The organism is Variovorax sp. 22077 (assembly GCF_052044195.1).
Classification (GTDB): Bacteria; Pseudomonadota; Gammaproteobacteria; order Burkholderiales; family Burkholderiaceae_C; genus Variovorax; species Variovorax atrisoli.
The window spans coordinates 40,153-54,844 of the sequence record NZ_JBQEQC010000006.1; the positions used below are offsets into that span (position 1 = coordinate 40,153).

Annotated in this window: 18 protein-coding genes; 13 read left to right on the top strand and 5 right to left on the bottom strand. The window is 68.2% G+C overall.

Going from position 1 to position 14,692, the window contains the following annotated elements; translation table 11 throughout:
- Nucleotides 1-48 precede the first annotated feature (48 nt).
- A complete protein-coding gene (gene purM, locus ACTJLF_RS10190) occupies nt 49-1,098 on the bottom strand; it encodes a phosphoribosylformylglycinamidine cyclo-ligase (protein ID WP_132754726.1) in 1,050 nt (349 codons plus the stop codon).
- 129 nt (nt 1,099-1,227) lie between these two features.
- On the opposite strand from purM, the gene hda reads away from it, so the two are divergent.
- The 5 genes from hda (at nt 1,228) to ACTJLF_RS10215 (ending at nt 5,972) form a co-directional block, all read left to right on the top strand.
- Nucleotides 1,228-1,914: a DnaA regulatory inactivator Hda gene (gene hda / locus ACTJLF_RS10195; RefSeq protein WP_026346369.1), complete on the top strand. Its 687-nt coding sequence runs from the start codon at nt 1,228-1,230 to the stop codon at nt 1,912-1,914.
- A gap of 26 nt (nt 1,915-1,940) precedes the next feature.
- Nucleotides 1,941-3,554 carry a polynucleotide adenylyltransferase PcnB gene (pcnB, locus tag ACTJLF_RS10200; protein WP_416490952.1) on the top strand — a complete coding sequence of 538 codons (1,614 nt, stop codon included), beginning with the start codon at nt 1,941-1,943 and terminating at the stop codon, nt 3,552-3,554.
- Between the two features lie 164 nt (nt 3,555-3,718).
- On the top strand, nt 3,719-4,177 hold the full coding sequence (folK, locus tag ACTJLF_RS10205) for a 2-amino-4-hydroxy-6-hydroxymethyldihydropteridine diphosphokinase (RefSeq protein WP_019654639.1): 459 nt from the start codon (nt 3,719-3,721) through the stop codon (nt 4,175-4,177).
- 125 nt (nt 4,178-4,302) lie between these two features.
- Nucleotides 4,303-4,947, top strand: a complete 645-nt coding sequence (locus tag ACTJLF_RS10210) for a DUF47 domain-containing protein (RefSeq protein WP_019654640.1) — start codon at nt 4,303-4,305, stop codon at nt 4,945-4,947.
- Between the two features lie 14 nt (nt 4,948-4,961).
- On the top strand, nt 4,962-5,972 hold the full coding sequence (locus ACTJLF_RS10215) for an inorganic phosphate transporter (RefSeq protein WP_019654641.1): 1,011 nt from the start codon (nt 4,962-4,964) through the stop codon (nt 5,970-5,972).
- Between the two features lie 6 nt (nt 5,973-5,978).
- Here the strand turns inward: ACTJLF_RS10215 and ACTJLF_RS10220 are convergent, their stop codons facing one another.
- Nucleotides 5,979-6,425 (bottom strand): TM2 domain-containing protein, encoded by a 447-nt coding sequence (locus ACTJLF_RS10220; protein ID WP_126185389.1) that lies wholly within the window; start codon nt 6,423-6,425, stop codon nt 5,979-5,981.
- Nucleotides 6,422-6,946 (bottom strand): GNAT family N-acetyltransferase, encoded by a 525-nt coding sequence (locus ACTJLF_RS10225; RefSeq protein ID WP_126185390.1) that lies wholly within the window; start codon nt 6,944-6,946, stop codon nt 6,422-6,424. Before ACTJLF_RS10225 ends, ACTJLF_RS10220 begins: the two co-directional genes overlap by 4 nt.
- Nucleotides 6,947-7,135: 189 nt before the next feature.
- Here ACTJLF_RS10225 and rpsP point away from each other — a divergent pair, with 189 nt between their 5' ends.
- The 8 genes from rpsP (at nt 7,136) to ACTJLF_RS10265 (ending at nt 13,327) form a co-directional block, all read left to right on the top strand.
- Nucleotides 7,136-7,399 carry a 30S ribosomal protein S16 gene (gene rpsP, locus ACTJLF_RS10230; RefSeq protein ID WP_007831311.1) on the top strand — a complete coding sequence of 88 codons (264 nt, stop codon included), beginning with the start codon at nt 7,136-7,138 and terminating at the stop codon, nt 7,397-7,399.
- A 15-nt stretch (nt 7,400-7,414) separates the two neighbouring features.
- Nucleotides 7,415-7,969: a ribosome maturation factor RimM gene (rimM, locus tag ACTJLF_RS10235; RefSeq protein ID WP_126185391.1), complete on the top strand. Its 555-nt coding sequence runs from the start codon at nt 7,415-7,417 to the stop codon at nt 7,967-7,969.
- A 19-nt stretch (nt 7,970-7,988) separates the two neighbouring features.
- Complete coding sequence (gene trmD, locus ACTJLF_RS10240; protein WP_440883013.1) at nt 7,989-8,735, top strand: tRNA (guanosine(37)-N1)-methyltransferase TrmD; 747 nt, start codon at nt 7,989-7,991, stop codon at nt 8,733-8,735.
- A gap of 110 nt (nt 8,736-8,845) precedes the next feature.
- Nucleotides 8,846-9,226 (top strand): 50S ribosomal protein L19, encoded by a 381-nt coding sequence (rplS, locus tag ACTJLF_RS10245; RefSeq protein WP_026346370.1) that lies wholly within the window; start codon nt 8,846-8,848, stop codon nt 9,224-9,226.
- Between the two features lie 138 nt (nt 9,227-9,364).
- The gene (locus ACTJLF_RS10250) at nt 9,365-10,108 is read left to right on the top strand and encodes a CoA pyrophosphatase (protein WP_440883014.1); all 744 of its coding nucleotides are present in this window, start codon (nt 9,365-9,367) and stop codon (nt 10,106-10,108) included.
- A gap of 51 nt (nt 10,109-10,159) precedes the next feature.
- A complete protein-coding gene (locus ACTJLF_RS10255; protein WP_019654648.1) occupies nt 10,160-11,161 on the top strand; it encodes a CobD/CbiB family protein in 1,002 nt (333 codons plus the stop codon).
- A 16-nt stretch (nt 11,162-11,177) separates the two neighbouring features.
- Nucleotides 11,178-12,287, top strand: coding sequence for a histidinol-phosphate transaminase (hisC, locus tag ACTJLF_RS10260; protein ID WP_019654649.1), 1,110 nt, complete (start codon nt 11,178-11,180; stop codon nt 12,285-12,287).
- Nucleotides 12,284-13,327 carry a hypothetical protein gene (locus ACTJLF_RS10265; protein WP_440883015.1) on the top strand — a complete coding sequence of 348 codons (1,044 nt, stop codon included), beginning with the start codon at nt 12,284-12,286 and terminating at the stop codon, nt 13,325-13,327. The genes hisC and ACTJLF_RS10265 overlap by 4 nt, the downstream gene beginning before the upstream one ends.
- 18 nt (nt 13,328-13,345) lie before the next feature.
- Here the strand turns inward: ACTJLF_RS10265 and rsgA are convergent, their stop codons facing one another.
- On the bottom strand, nt 13,346-14,299 hold the full coding sequence (gene rsgA / locus ACTJLF_RS10270; protein WP_019654651.1) for a ribosome small subunit-dependent GTPase A: 954 nt from the start codon (nt 14,297-14,299) through the stop codon (nt 13,346-13,348).
- A 15-nt stretch (nt 14,300-14,314) separates the two neighbouring features.
- Nucleotides 14,315-14,668, bottom strand: a complete 354-nt coding sequence (locus ACTJLF_RS10275) for a 4a-hydroxytetrahydrobiopterin dehydratase (protein WP_440883016.1) — start codon at nt 14,666-14,668, stop codon at nt 14,315-14,317.
- Between the last annotated feature and the right edge of the window lie 24 nt (nt 14,669-14,692).

The following is a 14,692-nucleotide window of genomic DNA, read 5'->3' on the forward strand; positions in this document are numbered from 1 at the left end:
GCGGGTGCGTGCTCTGTTCTTCGAAAAAGTGGACGCAGCAGCCGGCGGTCAGCCGACGACCACGGCCGCGCCTTCGCCGCGCTCGGCGATCACGCCGATCTCGTGCACCGTTTCGCCGGCGGCACGCAGCGTGGCGGCGCAGGCGGGGGCTTCGGCGGCGTCGATGACCACCACCATCCCGATGCCGTTGTTGAAGGTGCGGTTCATCTCGATGTCGTCGATGCCGGCCACCTTCTGCAGCCAGGCGAACAGCTCGGTCTGCGGCCAGCTGCCCTTCTTGAGGTGGGCGGCCGTGCCTTCGGGCAGCACGCGCGGGATGTTCTCGAGCAGGCCGCCGCCGGTGATGTGCGCCAGCGCCTTGATCGGGTGCTTGCCCAGCGCCTCGAGCACCGGCTTCACGTAGAGGTGGGTGGGCTCCATCACGGCCTCGCGGAAGGGCTTGCCGTCGAGGGTGGCGGGCAGGTCGGCCCCACCTTGTTGCGCGCGCTCGATCACCTTGCGCACCAGGCTGAAGCCGTTGGAGTGCACGCCGGCCGAGGCCAGGCCCAGCACCACGTCGCCGGGCTTGACATTCTGGCCCGTGAGGATCTTCGACTTCTCGACCGCGCCGACCGCGAAGCCCGCCAGGTCGTATTCGCCGGCCGGGTACATGCCGGGCATCTCGGCGGTTTCGCCGCCGATCAGCGCACAGCCCGAGAGCTCGCAGCCGCGGGCGATGCCGCCGACGACCGCCGCGGCGGTGTCCACGTCGAGCTTGCCGCAGGCGAAGTAATCGAGGAAGAAGAGGGGCTCGGCGCCCTGCACCAGCACGTCGTTGACGCTCATGGCCACCAGGTCGATGCCGACCGTGTCGTGCATGTTCCATTCGAAGGCCAGCTTGAGCTTGGTGCCCACGCCGTCGGTACCGCTCACGAGCACGGGTTCCTTGTAGCGCTTGGGCACCTCGAACAGGGCGCCGAAGCCGCCGATGCCGGCCAGCACGCCTTCGCGCAGGGTTTTCTTCGCCAGCGGCTTGATGCGGTCGACCAGGGCGTCGCCTGCATCGATGTCGACGCCGGCGTCCTTGTAGCTGAGCGGGGTGGGCGTGGAGGAAGTCATGGGTGGTCGAGGTCGGAAGAGACGCAAAGAGTGGGGGCGGAAGGGGCGCCGGCAACCATGTTGGCCGGGCCGATAGAATTCCCGATGATTTTAAGGGCCCCCGCGGCCCCCTCCATGAACCTTCCCGGGATGAAACAGCTCGCGCTCGATATCGGCATTGCGACGGGCCCCAGCTTCGACGCCTTTTTTGCCGGCCCCAACGAGGCGGCTCTGCGGCACCTGCAAGTGTGGGTGGGCGGCGCCGGCAGCCCCGTGCTGCACTCGCCGGTGCCCACCTACCTGTGGGGCGACGGCGGCAGCGGCAAGACCCATCTGCTCGAATCGGTGCGCGTCGCACTGCGCGAGCAGGGCGCCAGCGTGGGCTGGCTCCATGCGGGCCTGCTGGAGCCGCCCGAGTTCGACGAGCGCTGGGGCGCCGTCCTGCTCGACGACGTGCACCTCTACACCGCCGTGCAGCAGCACGCGGCCTTCAACTGGTTCGTCAACGCCCAGACGCTGCAGCGCGGCGTGGTCGCCGCCGGCGCATTGCCGCCGGCCGACCTGCCGCTGCGCGAGGACCTGCGCACCCGCCTCGGCTGGGGCCATGTCTTCCACATGCAGGTGCTCAGCGAAAGCGAACGCCGCGCGGTGCTGCGCCAGGCGGCCGACGCGCGCGGCGTGATGCTGTCGGACGACGTGCTCGATTACATGCTCCACCGCTTCAGCCGCGACCTCGGCAGCCTGATGGAGCTGCTCACGCAGCTCGACGGCTACGCCCTGCAGACGCAACGCGCGATCACCATTCCGCTGATCCGCTCCATGCTCGAGAACGAATAGAAGAGCGAACAAGGCTTCCAACAACAATGATCAAGAAATTCATCGACAAGCTGCTCGGCAAGGGTGCCGGCGGCACGCAGGGCAAGAGCCGTTTCGGCAAGCGCCAGGAGGTGCCGGCCGAGGTCCACGGAATCGACCCTGCCCTGGTCGACGAGCGGGCGAAGAACGTGGTCACCACGCTCCAGCAGGCAGGCTACGAGGCCTACGTGGTGGGCGGCGCGGTGCGCGACCTTCTGCTGGGCCTGCGTCCCAAGGACTTCGACGTGGCCACCAACGCCACGCCGGAGCAGGTGAAGGCGCTGTTCCGCCGCGCCTTCATCATCGGGCGGCGCTTTCGCATCGTGCACGTGGTGTACGGCCGCGGGCGCGAGCACGAGGTGATCGAGGTCTCGACCTTCCGGGCCTACATGGACAACGCCGCGGCCGAGCAGGTGGCCGGCAACGAGCGCACCAGCAAGGGCGAGCTCGCGAGCATGAAGCACGCGGTGGACGCCAGCGGCCGCGTGCTGCGCGACAACGTCTGGGGCCCGCAGGAGGAAGACGCCGCGCGCCGCGACTTCACCGTGAACGCCATGTACTACGACCCGGCCAACCAGGTGGTGGTGGACTATCACAACGGCATCAAGGACGCCCAGAAGCTCACCCTGCGCATGATCGGCGACCCCGCCACGCGCTACCGCGAAGATCCGGTGCGCATCATCCGCGCCATCCGCTTCTCGGCCAAGCTCGCGGCCCTGGGCTTCAAGCTGGAGGCCAAGACGGCGGCGCCGCTGGTCGAATCGAGCAAGCTGCTGGCCGACGTGCCGCAGAGCCGCCTCTTCGACGAGATGCTCAAGCTGCTGCAGACCGGCCACGCCATCGCGACCGTCGAGCAGCTCCGCAAGCTCGGCCTCGCCCGCGGCATCTATCCGCTGCTCGACGTGGTGGTGGAGCGCGCCGATCAGCCGTTCGTGAAGGCTGCCCTGCAGGACACCGACCGCCGCGTGGGCGAGGGCAAGCCCGTGGCGCCCAGCTTCCTGCTGGCCTGCGTGCTGTGGGCCGACGTGCGCGACGGCTGGGCCCAGCGCCAGGAGGGCCGCAACGGCCAGCGCGCGCAGCCGCCGTTCCCGGCGCTGCAGGACGCGATCGACGACGTGTTCAACGCCCGCATCGGCGACGTGTCGGGCCGCGGCAAGCTGGCGGCCGACATGCGCGAGATCTGGATGATGCAGCCGCGCTTCGACAAGCGCACCGGCTCCACGCCCTACAGCCTGGTCGAGCAGGCCCGCTTCCGTGCCGCCTTCGACTTCATGCGCCTGCGCGCCGACGTGGGCGAGGTGAGCGAAGCCATCGCTGAGTGGTGGCAGGAATTCAGCACCTCCGACGACACGCGCCGTTCGGACCTGCTGGAGCAGGTGCGCGAGGAGCAGAAGGTGCGCCAGCGCGTGCGCGTGCGCGAAACGCCCCAGCCCCCGAAGCCCCGCGCCGAGCCGGCAGGCCGTCGTGCGACCGACGCGGGCCGCAGCGACGAGGGCGACGAGGTCGAGACCGTGGCCGTGCCGCCCGACGGCGAAGCCGTGGTGCCGCGCAAGCGCCGGCGTCGGCGCAAGCCGCGCACCGGAGGCGGTGGTGAGGGCGGCGGCAGCGCTGCGGGCGCATGAAGAACAAGCCCGACCGCCCCAGGGGCGACGGTGACGGCAGAAAGGGGAGCTCGCCCCGTGCTCCCGCAGGCAAGCGCGCTGCCCCGCCGCCCGCGAAGCGCGCACAGGCCCGGCCTCCGGGCGGTGCCCAGTCTGCGCGCCGCCCGAAGGACGAATACCCGACCGTGCAGGCTTTCGTCGCCATCGGCGCCAACCTGGGTGATGCCCAGGCCGCGGTGAAGGCGGCCATGGAGGCCATCGGCACTATCGAGCGCACCGTGGTCACGGCGCGCTCGTCGCTGTACCGCAGCGCGCCCATCGAATCCTCGGGGCCCGACTACATCAATGCGGTGGTGGCGGTGCGTACCGGCCTGACGGCCGAGGCATTCCTCTCGGAGCTGCAGCTGCTCGAAGACCAGGCCGGGCGCGAGCGGCCCTTCCCCAACGCGCCGCGCACGCTCGACCTGGACCTGCTCACGCATGGCAACACCGTCAAGGACACGCCCGCGCTGAGCCTGCCGCATCCCCGCATGCGCGAGCGGGCCTTCGTGCTCAAGCCGCTGGCCGAGATCGCCCCCGACAAGGTACCGCGCGCCGCGCTGGCGCGGGTTTCCGGCCAGGTCATCGAGCGCATTCGCAGCTGACCGGCGGCGGGGCGGGAGCCCGGCCCGCCGGCCCGGCTTTGCCCTCCCATTACACTTGCACGGTTTTTCATCACCCTGTCACGCGGATGTGACAGGCAAGTTCCGAGATCCCAGGAGAGCGCCACATGTTCGGCAAGCTGCTGCCCCGCGAGGGGAATTTTTTTGAGATGTTCAACCAGCACGCCGAGCGCATCGTCGAGGCGGCGCGGGCCTTCGAGCAACTGGTGGCCAACTACAGCGACGTGCACCTGCGCGAGCAGTACAACCGCGACGTCGACAACGCCGAGCGCGCTGCCGACCGCGTCACGCACGACGTCAACCGGCTGATCCACAAGACCTTCATCACCCCCATCGACCGCGAGCAGATCCACAAGCTCATCAACACGATGGACGACGTGGCCGACCTGATCCAGGACTCGGCGGAGACCATGGCGCTGTACGACGTGCGCCACATGACGGAAGAGATCGTGCGCCTCACCTCGCTGAGCGTGAAGTGCTGCGACCGCCTGAAGGACGCCGTCAAGTTCCTGGGCCGCATCGCCGACCCGACGGTGGCAGAGGCCACGCTGAAGACCTGCGAGGAGATCGACCGCCTCGAATCGGACGCCGACCGCGTGATGCGCAGCGCCATGAGCAAGCTGTTCCGCGAGGAGCCCGACGTGCGCGAGGTGATCAAGCTCAAGGCGATCTACGAGCTGCTGGAGACCATCACCGACAAGTGCGAGGACGTGGCCAACGTGATCGAGGGCATCGTCCTCGAGAACTCGTAAGCGGGCAGCGACCGATGGCAACGGTTCAGGTCGCCCTCTGGGTGGTTGTGGTGCTGGTCGCTCTGGCGATCCTGTTCGACTTCATGAACGGATTCCACGACGCCGCCAATTCGATCGCGACGGTGGTCTCCACCGGAGTTCTCAGGCCCGGGCAGGCAGTGGTCTTCGCGGCCTTCTTCAACCTGATCGCGATCTTCATCTTTCATCTCAGCGTGGCCGCCACCGTGGGCAAGGGCATCGCCCAGCCGGGAGTGGTCGACGTGCACGTGGTGTTCGGCGCGCTCGTGGGCGCCATCAGCTGGAACCTCGTGACCTGGTACTACGGCATTCCGAGCAGCTCGTCGCACGCGCTGATCGGCGGCATCGTGGGTGCCGTGATCGCCAAGACCGGCACCAGCGGCCTGGTCGCCTCGGGCATCTGGAAGACGGTGGCCTTCATCTTCGTGTCGCCGCTGCTGGGCTTCGTGCTCGGCTCGCTGATGATGGTCGTGGTGGCATGGGGCTTCCGCCGCGCCACCCCGTCGCGCATCGATCGCTGGTTCCGCCGGCTGCAGCTGGTTTCGGCCGGCGCCTACAGCCTGGGCCACGGCGGCAACGACGCGCAGAAGACCATCGGCATCATCTGGATGCTGCTGATCGCCACGGGCTACGCCTCCGCCAGTGAATCGGCCCCGCCGACCTGGGTCATCGTGAGCTGCTACGCCGCGATCGCGCTGGGCACCATGTTCGGCGGCTGGCGCATCGTCAAGACCATGGGCCAGAAGATCACCAAGCTCAAGCCCGTGGGCGGCTTCTGCGCCGAAACCGGTGGCGCCCTGACGCTGTTCCTGGCCACCGCGCTGGGCATTCCGGTGTCGACCACCCACACCATCACCGGCGCCATCGTCGGCGTCGGCTCCACGCAGCGCGCGAGCGCGGTGCGCTGGGGTGTGGCGGGGAACATCGTGTGGGCCTGGATCTTCACGATCCCGGCTTCGGCGTTCGTGGCGGCTATTGCCTACTGGATCAGCATGCAGCTGTTCTGACGGCGGTTACTGCGAAATCTTCCGTCCCTCTTCGATCTGGTGCTCGAAGTAGCGCTGGAAGCTGAAGACGATGCTCGCCATCAGGATCGTGCTGCCGAAGAAGAGGGCCAGCACGACCGCGCCGATGGTGAACCAGTTGGTGCGGCCCGGTTCGGCGTCGGCCGGCGCGCTGGCGTTGAAGCGGGCGTTCCACTTCTCGGGCGTCATGAGGCCGTAGACGATGGCCATCAGGGCGCAGCCGGCGATGGTGAAGCCCAGCAGCGGAATCAGCACCCAGCTCAGCCCGTCGTCCACGCCGTACATGCGCACGCGCTCGATGCCGTAGACGCCCAGCGCGGTGGGAATGGGCAGCAGCCAGCCGAGCCAGTCGCCCAGGCCGCGCAGGTAGAAACGGTGCAGTCCCAGGGGGCCGCCGAGGAAGGAAAGCCAGGCGGCTACGGTCTTGTTTTTCATTCGGGTCTGGTGGTGCTGCCTTCGCCGAGCACCTTCTCCATCAATACGACGTCGCGCCATTCGCCGAACTTCCAGCCGCAGTCCTTCAGCACACCGACGTGCGTGAAGCCCTGGCTGCGATGCACGCCGATGGAGCCCGCGTTGGCCGAGTCGCCGATGACCGCGATCAGCTTGCGCACGCCCGCTGCCTCGGCCGCCTGCGACAGCGCCGCCAAGAGCTTGGCGCCCAGACCCTTGCCGCGCGCTGACTCCGACACGTAGATCGAGTCCTCGGCCGAAAAGCGGTAGGCCGGGCGCGGCTTGAACCAGTTGCAGTAGGCAAAACCCAACACTTCGCCATCTTCTTCCGCGACCAGGTAGGGTAGATTCCTCGCGAGCACATCGGCGCGGCGGGAGGCCATCTCGGCGGGAGAGGGCGGTTCGGTCTCGAAGGTGCCGGTACCGTGCAGCACGTGGTGGGCGTAGATGGCGGTGATGGCTGCGATGTCTTCTTCGCGGCTGGGTCGGATGGCGAGGGGCATGCGGGTGAAACGGGCGGCGCGAGGATCGGGCGAGGTCGGAATTCGGAGAAAAACGCGGGTCGGGCTATAATCGCGGGCTTTTCAGCGTGTCGCTGGCCGGGTGGCCAGTCGCGTGTCTCGACGCTGGAAGAACATTGTGAGCGGGCCTTTTTCAATCCACGAGGCCTGCTGACCACCCAAGGATAAATCATGGTCGTCATTCGACTCTCCCGCGGCGGCTCCAAAGGCCGTCCGTTCTTCAACATCGTCGTGTCGGACAAGCGCGTTCGCCGCGATGGCCGTTTCATCGAGCGCCTGGGCTTCTACAACCCGACCGCCAAGGAAAACGAAGAAAGCATCCGTATCGCCCAGGACCGCCTGGCGTACTGGAAGAGCGTCGGCGCACAAGCTTCGCCCACCGTTCTGCGCCTGATCAAGCAAGCTGCTGCTGCAGCTCCCAAGGCGGCGGCCTAAGCCGCCCGCACGGCGATGCTGCCTTCACTCGAAGCCGCCGAATTGCCGGCGGATGCGATCGAAGTAGGGCGCATCGCCGATGCCTGGGGCATCAAGGGCTGGTTCAAGGTCCTGCCCCACAGCGCCCAACCCGAGGCGCTCTTCTCATCGAAGCGCTGGTTCCTGCAGGCTCCCGGAGCCTCGGCGAGCACAGCCTTCCGGCTCGCGATCCGCGAAGCCAAGGAACATTCCGATTGCATCGTCGCCGCATCCGCGGACGTGCCTGACCGCAACGCGGCCGAGGCGCTGCGCGGCGCGCGCGTGTTCGTGCCGCGCTCGAGCTTCCCGACGGCCGGAGACGACGAGTACTACTGGGTCGACCTGATCGGCCTGTCTGTAGTCAACCGCGAAGGCGTCGCGCTCGGCACGGTGCGCGAGCTTCTCGCCACCGGCCCGCAGACCACGCTCGTGCTCGCCGCCGAAGAGGGCGGCAAGGCGATCGAGCGGATGGTGCCTTTCGTCTCGGCCTTCGTCGACAAGGTCGACCTGCCCGGGCGTCTCATCACGGTCGACTGGCAGCCGGACTACTGACCGGCGGTCCGCGCGGCGCATGCGCTTCGACGTCCTCACGCTCTTTCCCGAACTGTTCGCGCCCTTCATGGCCAGCGGCGTGACCCGACGCGCCTACGAGTCGAAGCAGGTCGAGGTAGTGCTGTGGAATCCGCGCGACTTCGCGCAGGGCAACTACAAGCGCGTGGATGACAGGCCCTTCGGCGGCGGTCCCGGCATGGTCATGATGGCCGAGCCCCTGTCCGACTGCCTCGACGCGGCGCTGGCCGCGCGAGGTGCCGATGCGCCGGTCATCCTGTTTTCCCCCATCGGCGAGGTGCTGCGGCACGAGGTGGTCGAGCGCTGGTCGGGTAGCGAAGGCGCCGTGCTGGTCTGCGGCCGCTACGAGGGCATCGACCAGCGGTTCATCGATGCGCGCGTCACCCACCAGATCAGCCTCGGAGACTTCGTGCTCTCCGGCGGCGAGGTCGCGGCCATGGCGCTGCTCGATGCCGTGGCGCGCCTTCAGCCGGGCGTGCTCGGGGACGAGGCCAGCCATGTGCAGGACAGCTTCAATCCGGCCCTCGACGGCCTGCTCGACTGCCCGCACTACACGCGGCCGGAGCAATGGAACGGGCAGGGCGTTCCGGCGCCGCTGCTCTCGGGCCATCACGCGCAGATCGAGCGCTGGCGGCGCGATCAGCGCCTGGCGATCACGGCCGGGCGGCGCCCCGAGTTGATCGAGGCAGCCCGTGCGGCGGGGCGCCTGGGCAAGACCGATGAGGCCATGCTGAAAAAAAAGCTATAATCCCGGTTTCCCCGATCCTCTGTCCGGCCGCGCCCGGTCTTTTCGCGGTTTTACCGTGAAAGCCAAAGGCGCCTTTTGTGCAGCCCGACAAGATCGAATATCAGGAAATCATGAACCTCATCCAGACCCTCGAGCAGGAAGAAATCGCCCGTCTCGGCAAGACCATCCCCGAATTCATGCCCGGTGACACGGTCATCGTCAGCGTGAACGTCGTCGAAGGCACCCGCAAGCGCGTGCAGGCCTACGAAGGCGTCGTGATCGCCAAGCGCAACCGTGGCCTCAACAGCGGCTTCACCGTTCGCAAGATCTCCAGCGGCGAAGGCGTGGAACGTACCTTCCAGACCTACAGCCCGCTGATCGCCGGCATCGAAGTCAAGCGCCGTGGCGACGTGCGCCGCGCCAAGCTGTACTACCTGCGCGACCGCAGCGGCCGTTCGGCACGCATCAAGGAAAAGCTGCCGAGCAAGTCGACGGCTGCGACGGCCGCTTAAGCGCCGCCTCCTGTCGTGCAAGAAAAGCCGCCGCTCTGGCGGCTTTTTGCGTTGTTGCCCCTGCTCGACGACAAGTTCTCCTTTTTCCGCTCTACTCCCATCCAGTCCCGACCACCCGACTTCGGTACCTTTCCGCTCTTGACCACCTCATCCCCTTCCCAACAGACCGCTTCAGCCGAAATCGTCAACGCCGTGGCGCCGCCCGCGCTGATGCAATTCGACCCGCGAACGGTGCCGTTCGTGGGCGGGGAGGTCCAGGGCCTGCCGGCAGTGGCCGCCGAGCAGCTGACGGCGCAGGCGTTGCGGGCACGTTTCGCCACCCCGCCCGTCTGGACGCCCGAAGTGCGCCGCGATGCGCGCATGACCGACCGCGTTCCCGCGCAGGCTGCGGTGCTGGTGCCGATCGTGCAGCGAGCCGAGGGCGCGACCGTGCTGCTGACCGAGCGGACCTCGAACCTGTCGACGCACTCGGGGCAGGTTGCATTTCCCGGCGGCCGAGTCGATCCCGAGGATGCCAACATCGCTGCCGCCGCCCTGCGCGAGGCCTGGGAAGAAGTGGGCCTCTCCGCCCGGTACATAGAGGTGCTGGGCAGCCTGCCGACGTACACGACCGTGACCTCGTTCATCGTCACGCCGGTGGTCGCGCTGGTGCAGCCCGATTTCGAGCTCACCATCAACCCGTACGAAGTGGCCGAAGCCTTCGAGGTGCCGCTCGCCTGGCTGATGGATCCGGCGAATCACCGCCATCACACGGTGCCCGCGCCCGACGGCACCCGGCGCCAGTGGTATTCGATGCCCTACCAGGACGGCGCGGCCGAGCGCTTCGTGTGGGGCGCCACGGCGGGCATGCTGCGCAACCTCTATCGCTTCCTCGCGGCCTGAGCGGGCCTGAACGCGGGCTGAACCTTCGGGCGCTCTCGCTATCATCGAAGGATGAGCTTTTTCGCCATCCTGTGCGCGCTGCTGATCGAGCAGGTGCGGCCTTTGGGCCCGCACAACCCCGTGTACGGCGCGGTGCTTGCGTGGACACGCTGGACCAGCCGCAACTTCGACGCGGGCAAGCCGCATCACGGATGGATCGCCTGGGGGCTCGCCGTGTTCGTGCCCACGCTGGGCGCGCTGGGCGTCCACTGGCTGCTGGTGCTCACGCTGGGCCTGCCCTTCGCGGTGCTCTGGAGCATCGCGGTGCTCTACGTCACGCTGGGCTTCAGGCAGTTCAGCCACCACTTCACCGACATCCGCGACGCGCTCGAGGAAGGCGACCAGCCGCTGGCGCGCTCTCTTCTCGCGCACTGGCAGGGCGTCGACGCGGCGGACCTGCCGCGCAGCGAGATCGTGCGCCACGTCATCGAGCATTCCGTGATCGCGGCGCACCGCCACGTGTTCGGCGTGCTCGCATGGTTCTCGATCGTCGCAGCCATCGGCCTAGGCCCGGCAGGCGCGGTGTTCTACCGCATGAGCGAGTTCGTCTCGCGCTACTGGGCCCACAAGAACGGCGCCGCGGTGCAGCCTTCCAGCGCCTCGGTGCAGGAGGCCGCGGAGCGCGCCTGGCATGCGATCGACTGGCTGCCCGCGCGCATCACCGCGCTGGGCTTCGCGGTGGTCGGCAGCTTCGAGGAGGCGATCGACTGCTGGCGCAACGACGCGCAGCGCTTTCCCAACGAGAACGACGGCGTGATCCTTGCGGCCACCTCCGGTGCGGTGAACGTGCGCCTGGGCGGCGGCTCGCTGCGCCCGATCCCGGTCGCCGATCCGCTGCCGCGCGCCCAGGCCGGCGAATCGCTGGCCGATGGCCGCCGCACCGACAGCGGCAGCACGCCGGGCCGCGAGCCCGAGCCGGCCCATCTGCGCAGCGTCGTCGGCCTGGTCTGGCGCTCGGTCGTGATGTGGATGGTGCTGCTGGCCTTGCTGACCCTGGCTCGCCTGCTCGGCTGAGCGAAGGTCCGAAGCCATGACCCAGCAACAACAGCCGCAGCAACCCGTGCCGTCCTTCTGGAGCCCGCGGATCGCCGCGCTCGAGCCGTACGTGCCCGGCGAGCAGCCGCGCATCGCGAACCTCGTCAAGCTCAACACCAACGAGAACCCGTATCCGCCGTCGTCGATCGCTGTGGAGGCCATCCGCCGCGCCGCCGAAGAAGGCCTGGAGCGCTACCCGGACCCCACTTCGCTAGCGCTGCGCGAGGCCGTCGCCCGCCGGCACGGCCTGCAGCCCGGCGAGGTGTTCGCCGGCAACGGTTCAGACGAAGTGCTCGCGCACGCCTTCTTCGCGTTCTTCCAGCAGTCCGAGCCGCTGCTGATGCCGGACGTGAGCTACAGCTTCTACAAGGTCTATGCGCAGCTCTACGGCATTGCCTGCGAGCAGCAGCCGGTGGACGCGGGCCTGCGCATCGACGTCGATGCCCTTGCCGCCCGTGCGCGCCAGGGTTGTGCGGGCATCGTCATCGCCAATCCGAATGCGCCGACCGGCATCGGCCTGCCGCTGTCGCGCATCGAGCAGCTGCTCGAGGCCTGCCCCGACCGTGTCGTGCTCGTCGACGAGGCCTATGTCGATTTCGGCGGCGAGAGCGCGCTGCCGCTGATCGGCAGGTATCCCAACCTGCTCGTGGTCCAGACCCTCTCGAAGTCGCGAGCCCTGGCCGGCTTGCGCGTGGGCTTCGCCTGCGGCCAGGCGCACCTGATCGACGCGCTGGTCCGCGTCAAGGACAGCTTCAATTCGTACCCGCTCGATCGTCTCGCCTCGGCGGGCGCGATCGCCGCATTCGAAGACGAAGCCTGGTTCCGCGACGCCTGCGCCCGGATCGTCGACACGCGCGAGGGCCTCACGCTGCAGCTCGAGGACCTGGGCTTCGAGGTGCTGCCCTCGCAGACCAACTTCGTCTTCGCGCGCCACCCGAAGCGCGATGCGGCCGAGCTGGCTGCGTTGCTGCGCGAGCGCGCGGTGCTGGTGCGTCATTTCAGGCAGCCGCGCATCGCGCAGTACCTGCGCATCAGCATCGGCACGCGGGAGCAATGCAGCGTGCTCGTGCAGCGACTGCAGGACATCCTCGAATCGACTCCATGAAAGACGCCCAGCCCATGCCGATCGAAGCCTCGGACCCACGCGCCGAGGCGTGCGCGGCGTTCTGGAATGCCCTCAGCGCCCGGCTCGAGAGCCTGCGGGCCTTGCCCGCCCGCGAGCTGATGGAGGGCCTGAACCAGCTGCTGGAGCCGCACTTCCCGAGGCTGGCCGCCGAGGTGGCCGGCGATCCGCCCGCGTTCAAGCTCGTGCTGACCGCGCACGGGTCGGTGGACGACTTCGAGGATCTGATGACTCTGGTGCGGTCCCGTCCCAGGCTGCCGCAGGTCGAGGTGGAGGCCTTCCGGCAGCGCGCGAGCGACGGCTTCGGCATGCGCATGAACAACTTCGAGCTGGCGAGCTCCGAGGTGCTGGTCAGGCACGAGCCCTATCGGGGTCGGGTGGCGCTGGAGATCGGCTTCTCCAAGCCCATTCCGATGGACATGCGCGACCATGCCCGTCACATGAGCCTGATCATGCTCGACCACATCCTCGGCGAGTACGACTTCGCGGTGAAGGTCGGTGCGGTCGACTACGTCGAGCCGGACGCGCAGGCCGATTTCAAGGGCGTGCCGCTCGACGATTTCGTGCCCCTGTTCGACGCCTGCTGGCGCGAAGAGCTCGGCCACACGGGCGTGTTCGCCCCGGGTGAGCATGCCTGGTCGGGCCTGAGCGCGACGCGCACTTCGGAGGACGGCGGCGAGATCGAGATGGTCGTCATGCGCAACGACTCGGCGACCGCGCTGGTGGGCCGCGCCGACCTGTGCCATCGACTGTCCGTGGCGGTTCCGGTCGAATCGGGTGAGGAGCTGGAAGAGGCCCGCGCCTACGAAGACCGGCTGACGGCGCGGCTGCAGGTCCATGAGGCGGGCTGCTGCACGCACGTGGTGCTGGAGGAGGGCGTGCGCACCATCCACTTCCAGGTGGCCGATCCGGACAGCGCGATCACGCAGGCCCAATCGTTGCAGGACGACATGGAACTGGCGACGACGATGGAGCTTGTCTTCGACCCGACCTGGCAGTCCTACCGGGTCTGGCTCGGCTGAGTCTGCGGCCGGCTGCGCTCAGTAGCGCTTCTGGCTGAGCTCTTCGAACAGCTCGCCGTAGATCCGGTAGCGGCTCGCGCTGATGGCGCCCGGCGCATCGGCGGTCTCCACGTTCGCGATCACGCCGCAACCCGGCTCGTGCAGGTGCGTGCAGTTGTAGAACTTGCAGTCGCCGGCATGCTCGGCGATGTCGGGCATGAGGCTGGCCAGCTGCATCGGCGCGATGTGGTTCAGGCCGAATTCCTGGAAACCCGGCGAGTCGATCAGGCCGGTGGTGCGGGCCTCGTCGATCCAGTACCAGGTGGTGCTGGTGGTCGTGTGCTTGCCCGAGTTGAGCGCCTGCGAGATCTCCTGGGTCAGCACTGCGGCGCCGGGCACCAGCAGGTTGGTCAGCGTGCTCTTGCCGGAGCCCGAGGGGCCCAGCACCAGGGTGGACTTGCCTGCGAGCAGCTTCATCAGCGAGGCGTGGTCCGCCTCGGCCGAGGCCTTCAGCGACAGCGGCAGCACACCGTGGTGCATGCGTCGATAGGGCGCGAGCCTGGCCCATGCGCGCTCGAAGGGTTCGACCAGGTCGCTCTTGTTGAGCGCGATGATCGGCGCGATGCGCTCGGCTTCGGCGGCGATCAGCGCGCGGGCCAGCTGGTGTTCGGAGAACTCCGGCTCGGCCGCTATCAGGATCAGCACATGGTCGAGATTGGCCGCGAAGGACTTGGTGCGGATCTCGTCCTGGCGATAGAAGAGGTTGCGCCGCGGCAGCACCTGCTCGATGGTGCCCTCGTCCTCGCTGGCCTGCCAGTGCACGCGGTCGCCGACCACGGCCTGGCTCTTCTTGCCGCGCGGGTGGCAGATCAGCCGCTCGCCGGAAGGCGTCTCGACGAGGCAGTGGCGCCCGTGGCTGGCGACGACGAGGCCTTCGTGGAGGGCCTTCGCAGCGGCTGCTGCTGCGGGCGCGGCGCGGCCGGGCTTAGCCAAGGACGCGTTCCTCCATCAGGCGGCGGGCGCGGCGCCGACCAGCGCGTCGGCCTGGCGGGCGCAGTCGAAGTCGGTGGCCGACAGGCCGCCCACGTCGTGCGTGTTGAAGCGCACGACGCAGCGGTTGTAGTGCACCGACAGGTCGGGATGATGGTCTTGCGTGTGCGCCACGAAGGCCAGCGCATTCACGAAGGCGATGGTCTCGAAGTAGTTGGCGAAGCTGAAGGTCTTCTCGATGGCGACATCAGCGCCGTCGCCCGTGAGCTTCCAGCTGTCGAGGCGCGCCAGGGCGGACACGATCTCGGTGGCGCTCAGCGCCTTGCGGGGAGGGAGGTTCTTCCAGTCCTTGGGCTTGAACATGCTGCTCATGATGGGCTTCTGCGGGTGAGGGGC

Coding starts and splice junctions, on each gene's coding strand:
- ACTJLF_RS10225 (WP_126185390.1), bottom strand. CDS start 6,946: ATGCCCCTCGCCATCCGACCCAGCCGCGAAGAAGACATCGCAGCCATC.
- ACTJLF_RS10220 (WP_126185389.1), bottom strand. CDS start 6,425: ATGAAAAACAAGACCGTAGCCGCCTGGCTTTCCTTCCTCGGCGGCCCC.
- ACTJLF_RS10275 (WP_440883016.1), bottom strand. CDS start 14,668: ATGAGCAGCATGTTCAAGCCCAAGGACTGGAAGAACCTCCCTCCCCGC.
- pcnB (WP_416490952.1), top strand. CDS start 1,941: ATGATCAAGAAATTCATCGACAAGCTGCTCGGCAAGGGTGCCGGCGGC.
- rpsP (WP_007831311.1), top strand. CDS start 7,136: ATGGTCGTCATTCGACTCTCCCGCGGCGGCTCCAAAGGCCGTCCGTTC.
- hda (WP_026346369.1), top strand. CDS start 1,228: ATGAAACAGCTCGCGCTCGATATCGGCATTGCGACGGGCCCCAGCTTC.
- ACTJLF_RS10255 (WP_019654648.1), top strand. CDS start 10,160: ATGAGCTTTTTCGCCATCCTGTGCGCGCTGCTGATCGAGCAGGTGCGG.
- ACTJLF_RS10265 (WP_440883015.1), top strand. CDS start 12,284: ATGAAAGACGCCCAGCCCATGCCGATCGAAGCCTCGGACCCACGCGCC.
- rplS (WP_026346370.1), top strand. CDS start 8,846: ATGAACCTCATCCAGACCCTCGAGCAGGAAGAAATCGCCCGTCTCGGC.
- rimM (WP_126185391.1), top strand. CDS start 7,415: ATGCTGCCTTCACTCGAAGCCGCCGAATTGCCGGCGGATGCGATCGAA.
- hisC (WP_019654649.1), top strand. CDS start 11,178: ATGACCCAGCAACAACAGCCGCAGCAACCCGTGCCGTCCTTCTGGAGC.
- ACTJLF_RS10210 (WP_019654640.1), top strand. CDS start 4,303: ATGTTCGGCAAGCTGCTGCCCCGCGAGGGGAATTTTTTTGAGATGTTC.
- ACTJLF_RS10215 (WP_019654641.1), top strand. CDS start 4,962: ATGGCAACGGTTCAGGTCGCCCTCTGGGTGGTTGTGGTGCTGGTCGCT.
- purM (WP_132754726.1), bottom strand. CDS start 1,098: ATGACTTCCTCCACGCCCACCCCGCTCAGCTACAAGGACGCCGGCGTC.
- trmD (WP_440883013.1), top strand. CDS start 7,989: ATGCGCTTCGACGTCCTCACGCTCTTTCCCGAACTGTTCGCGCCCTTC.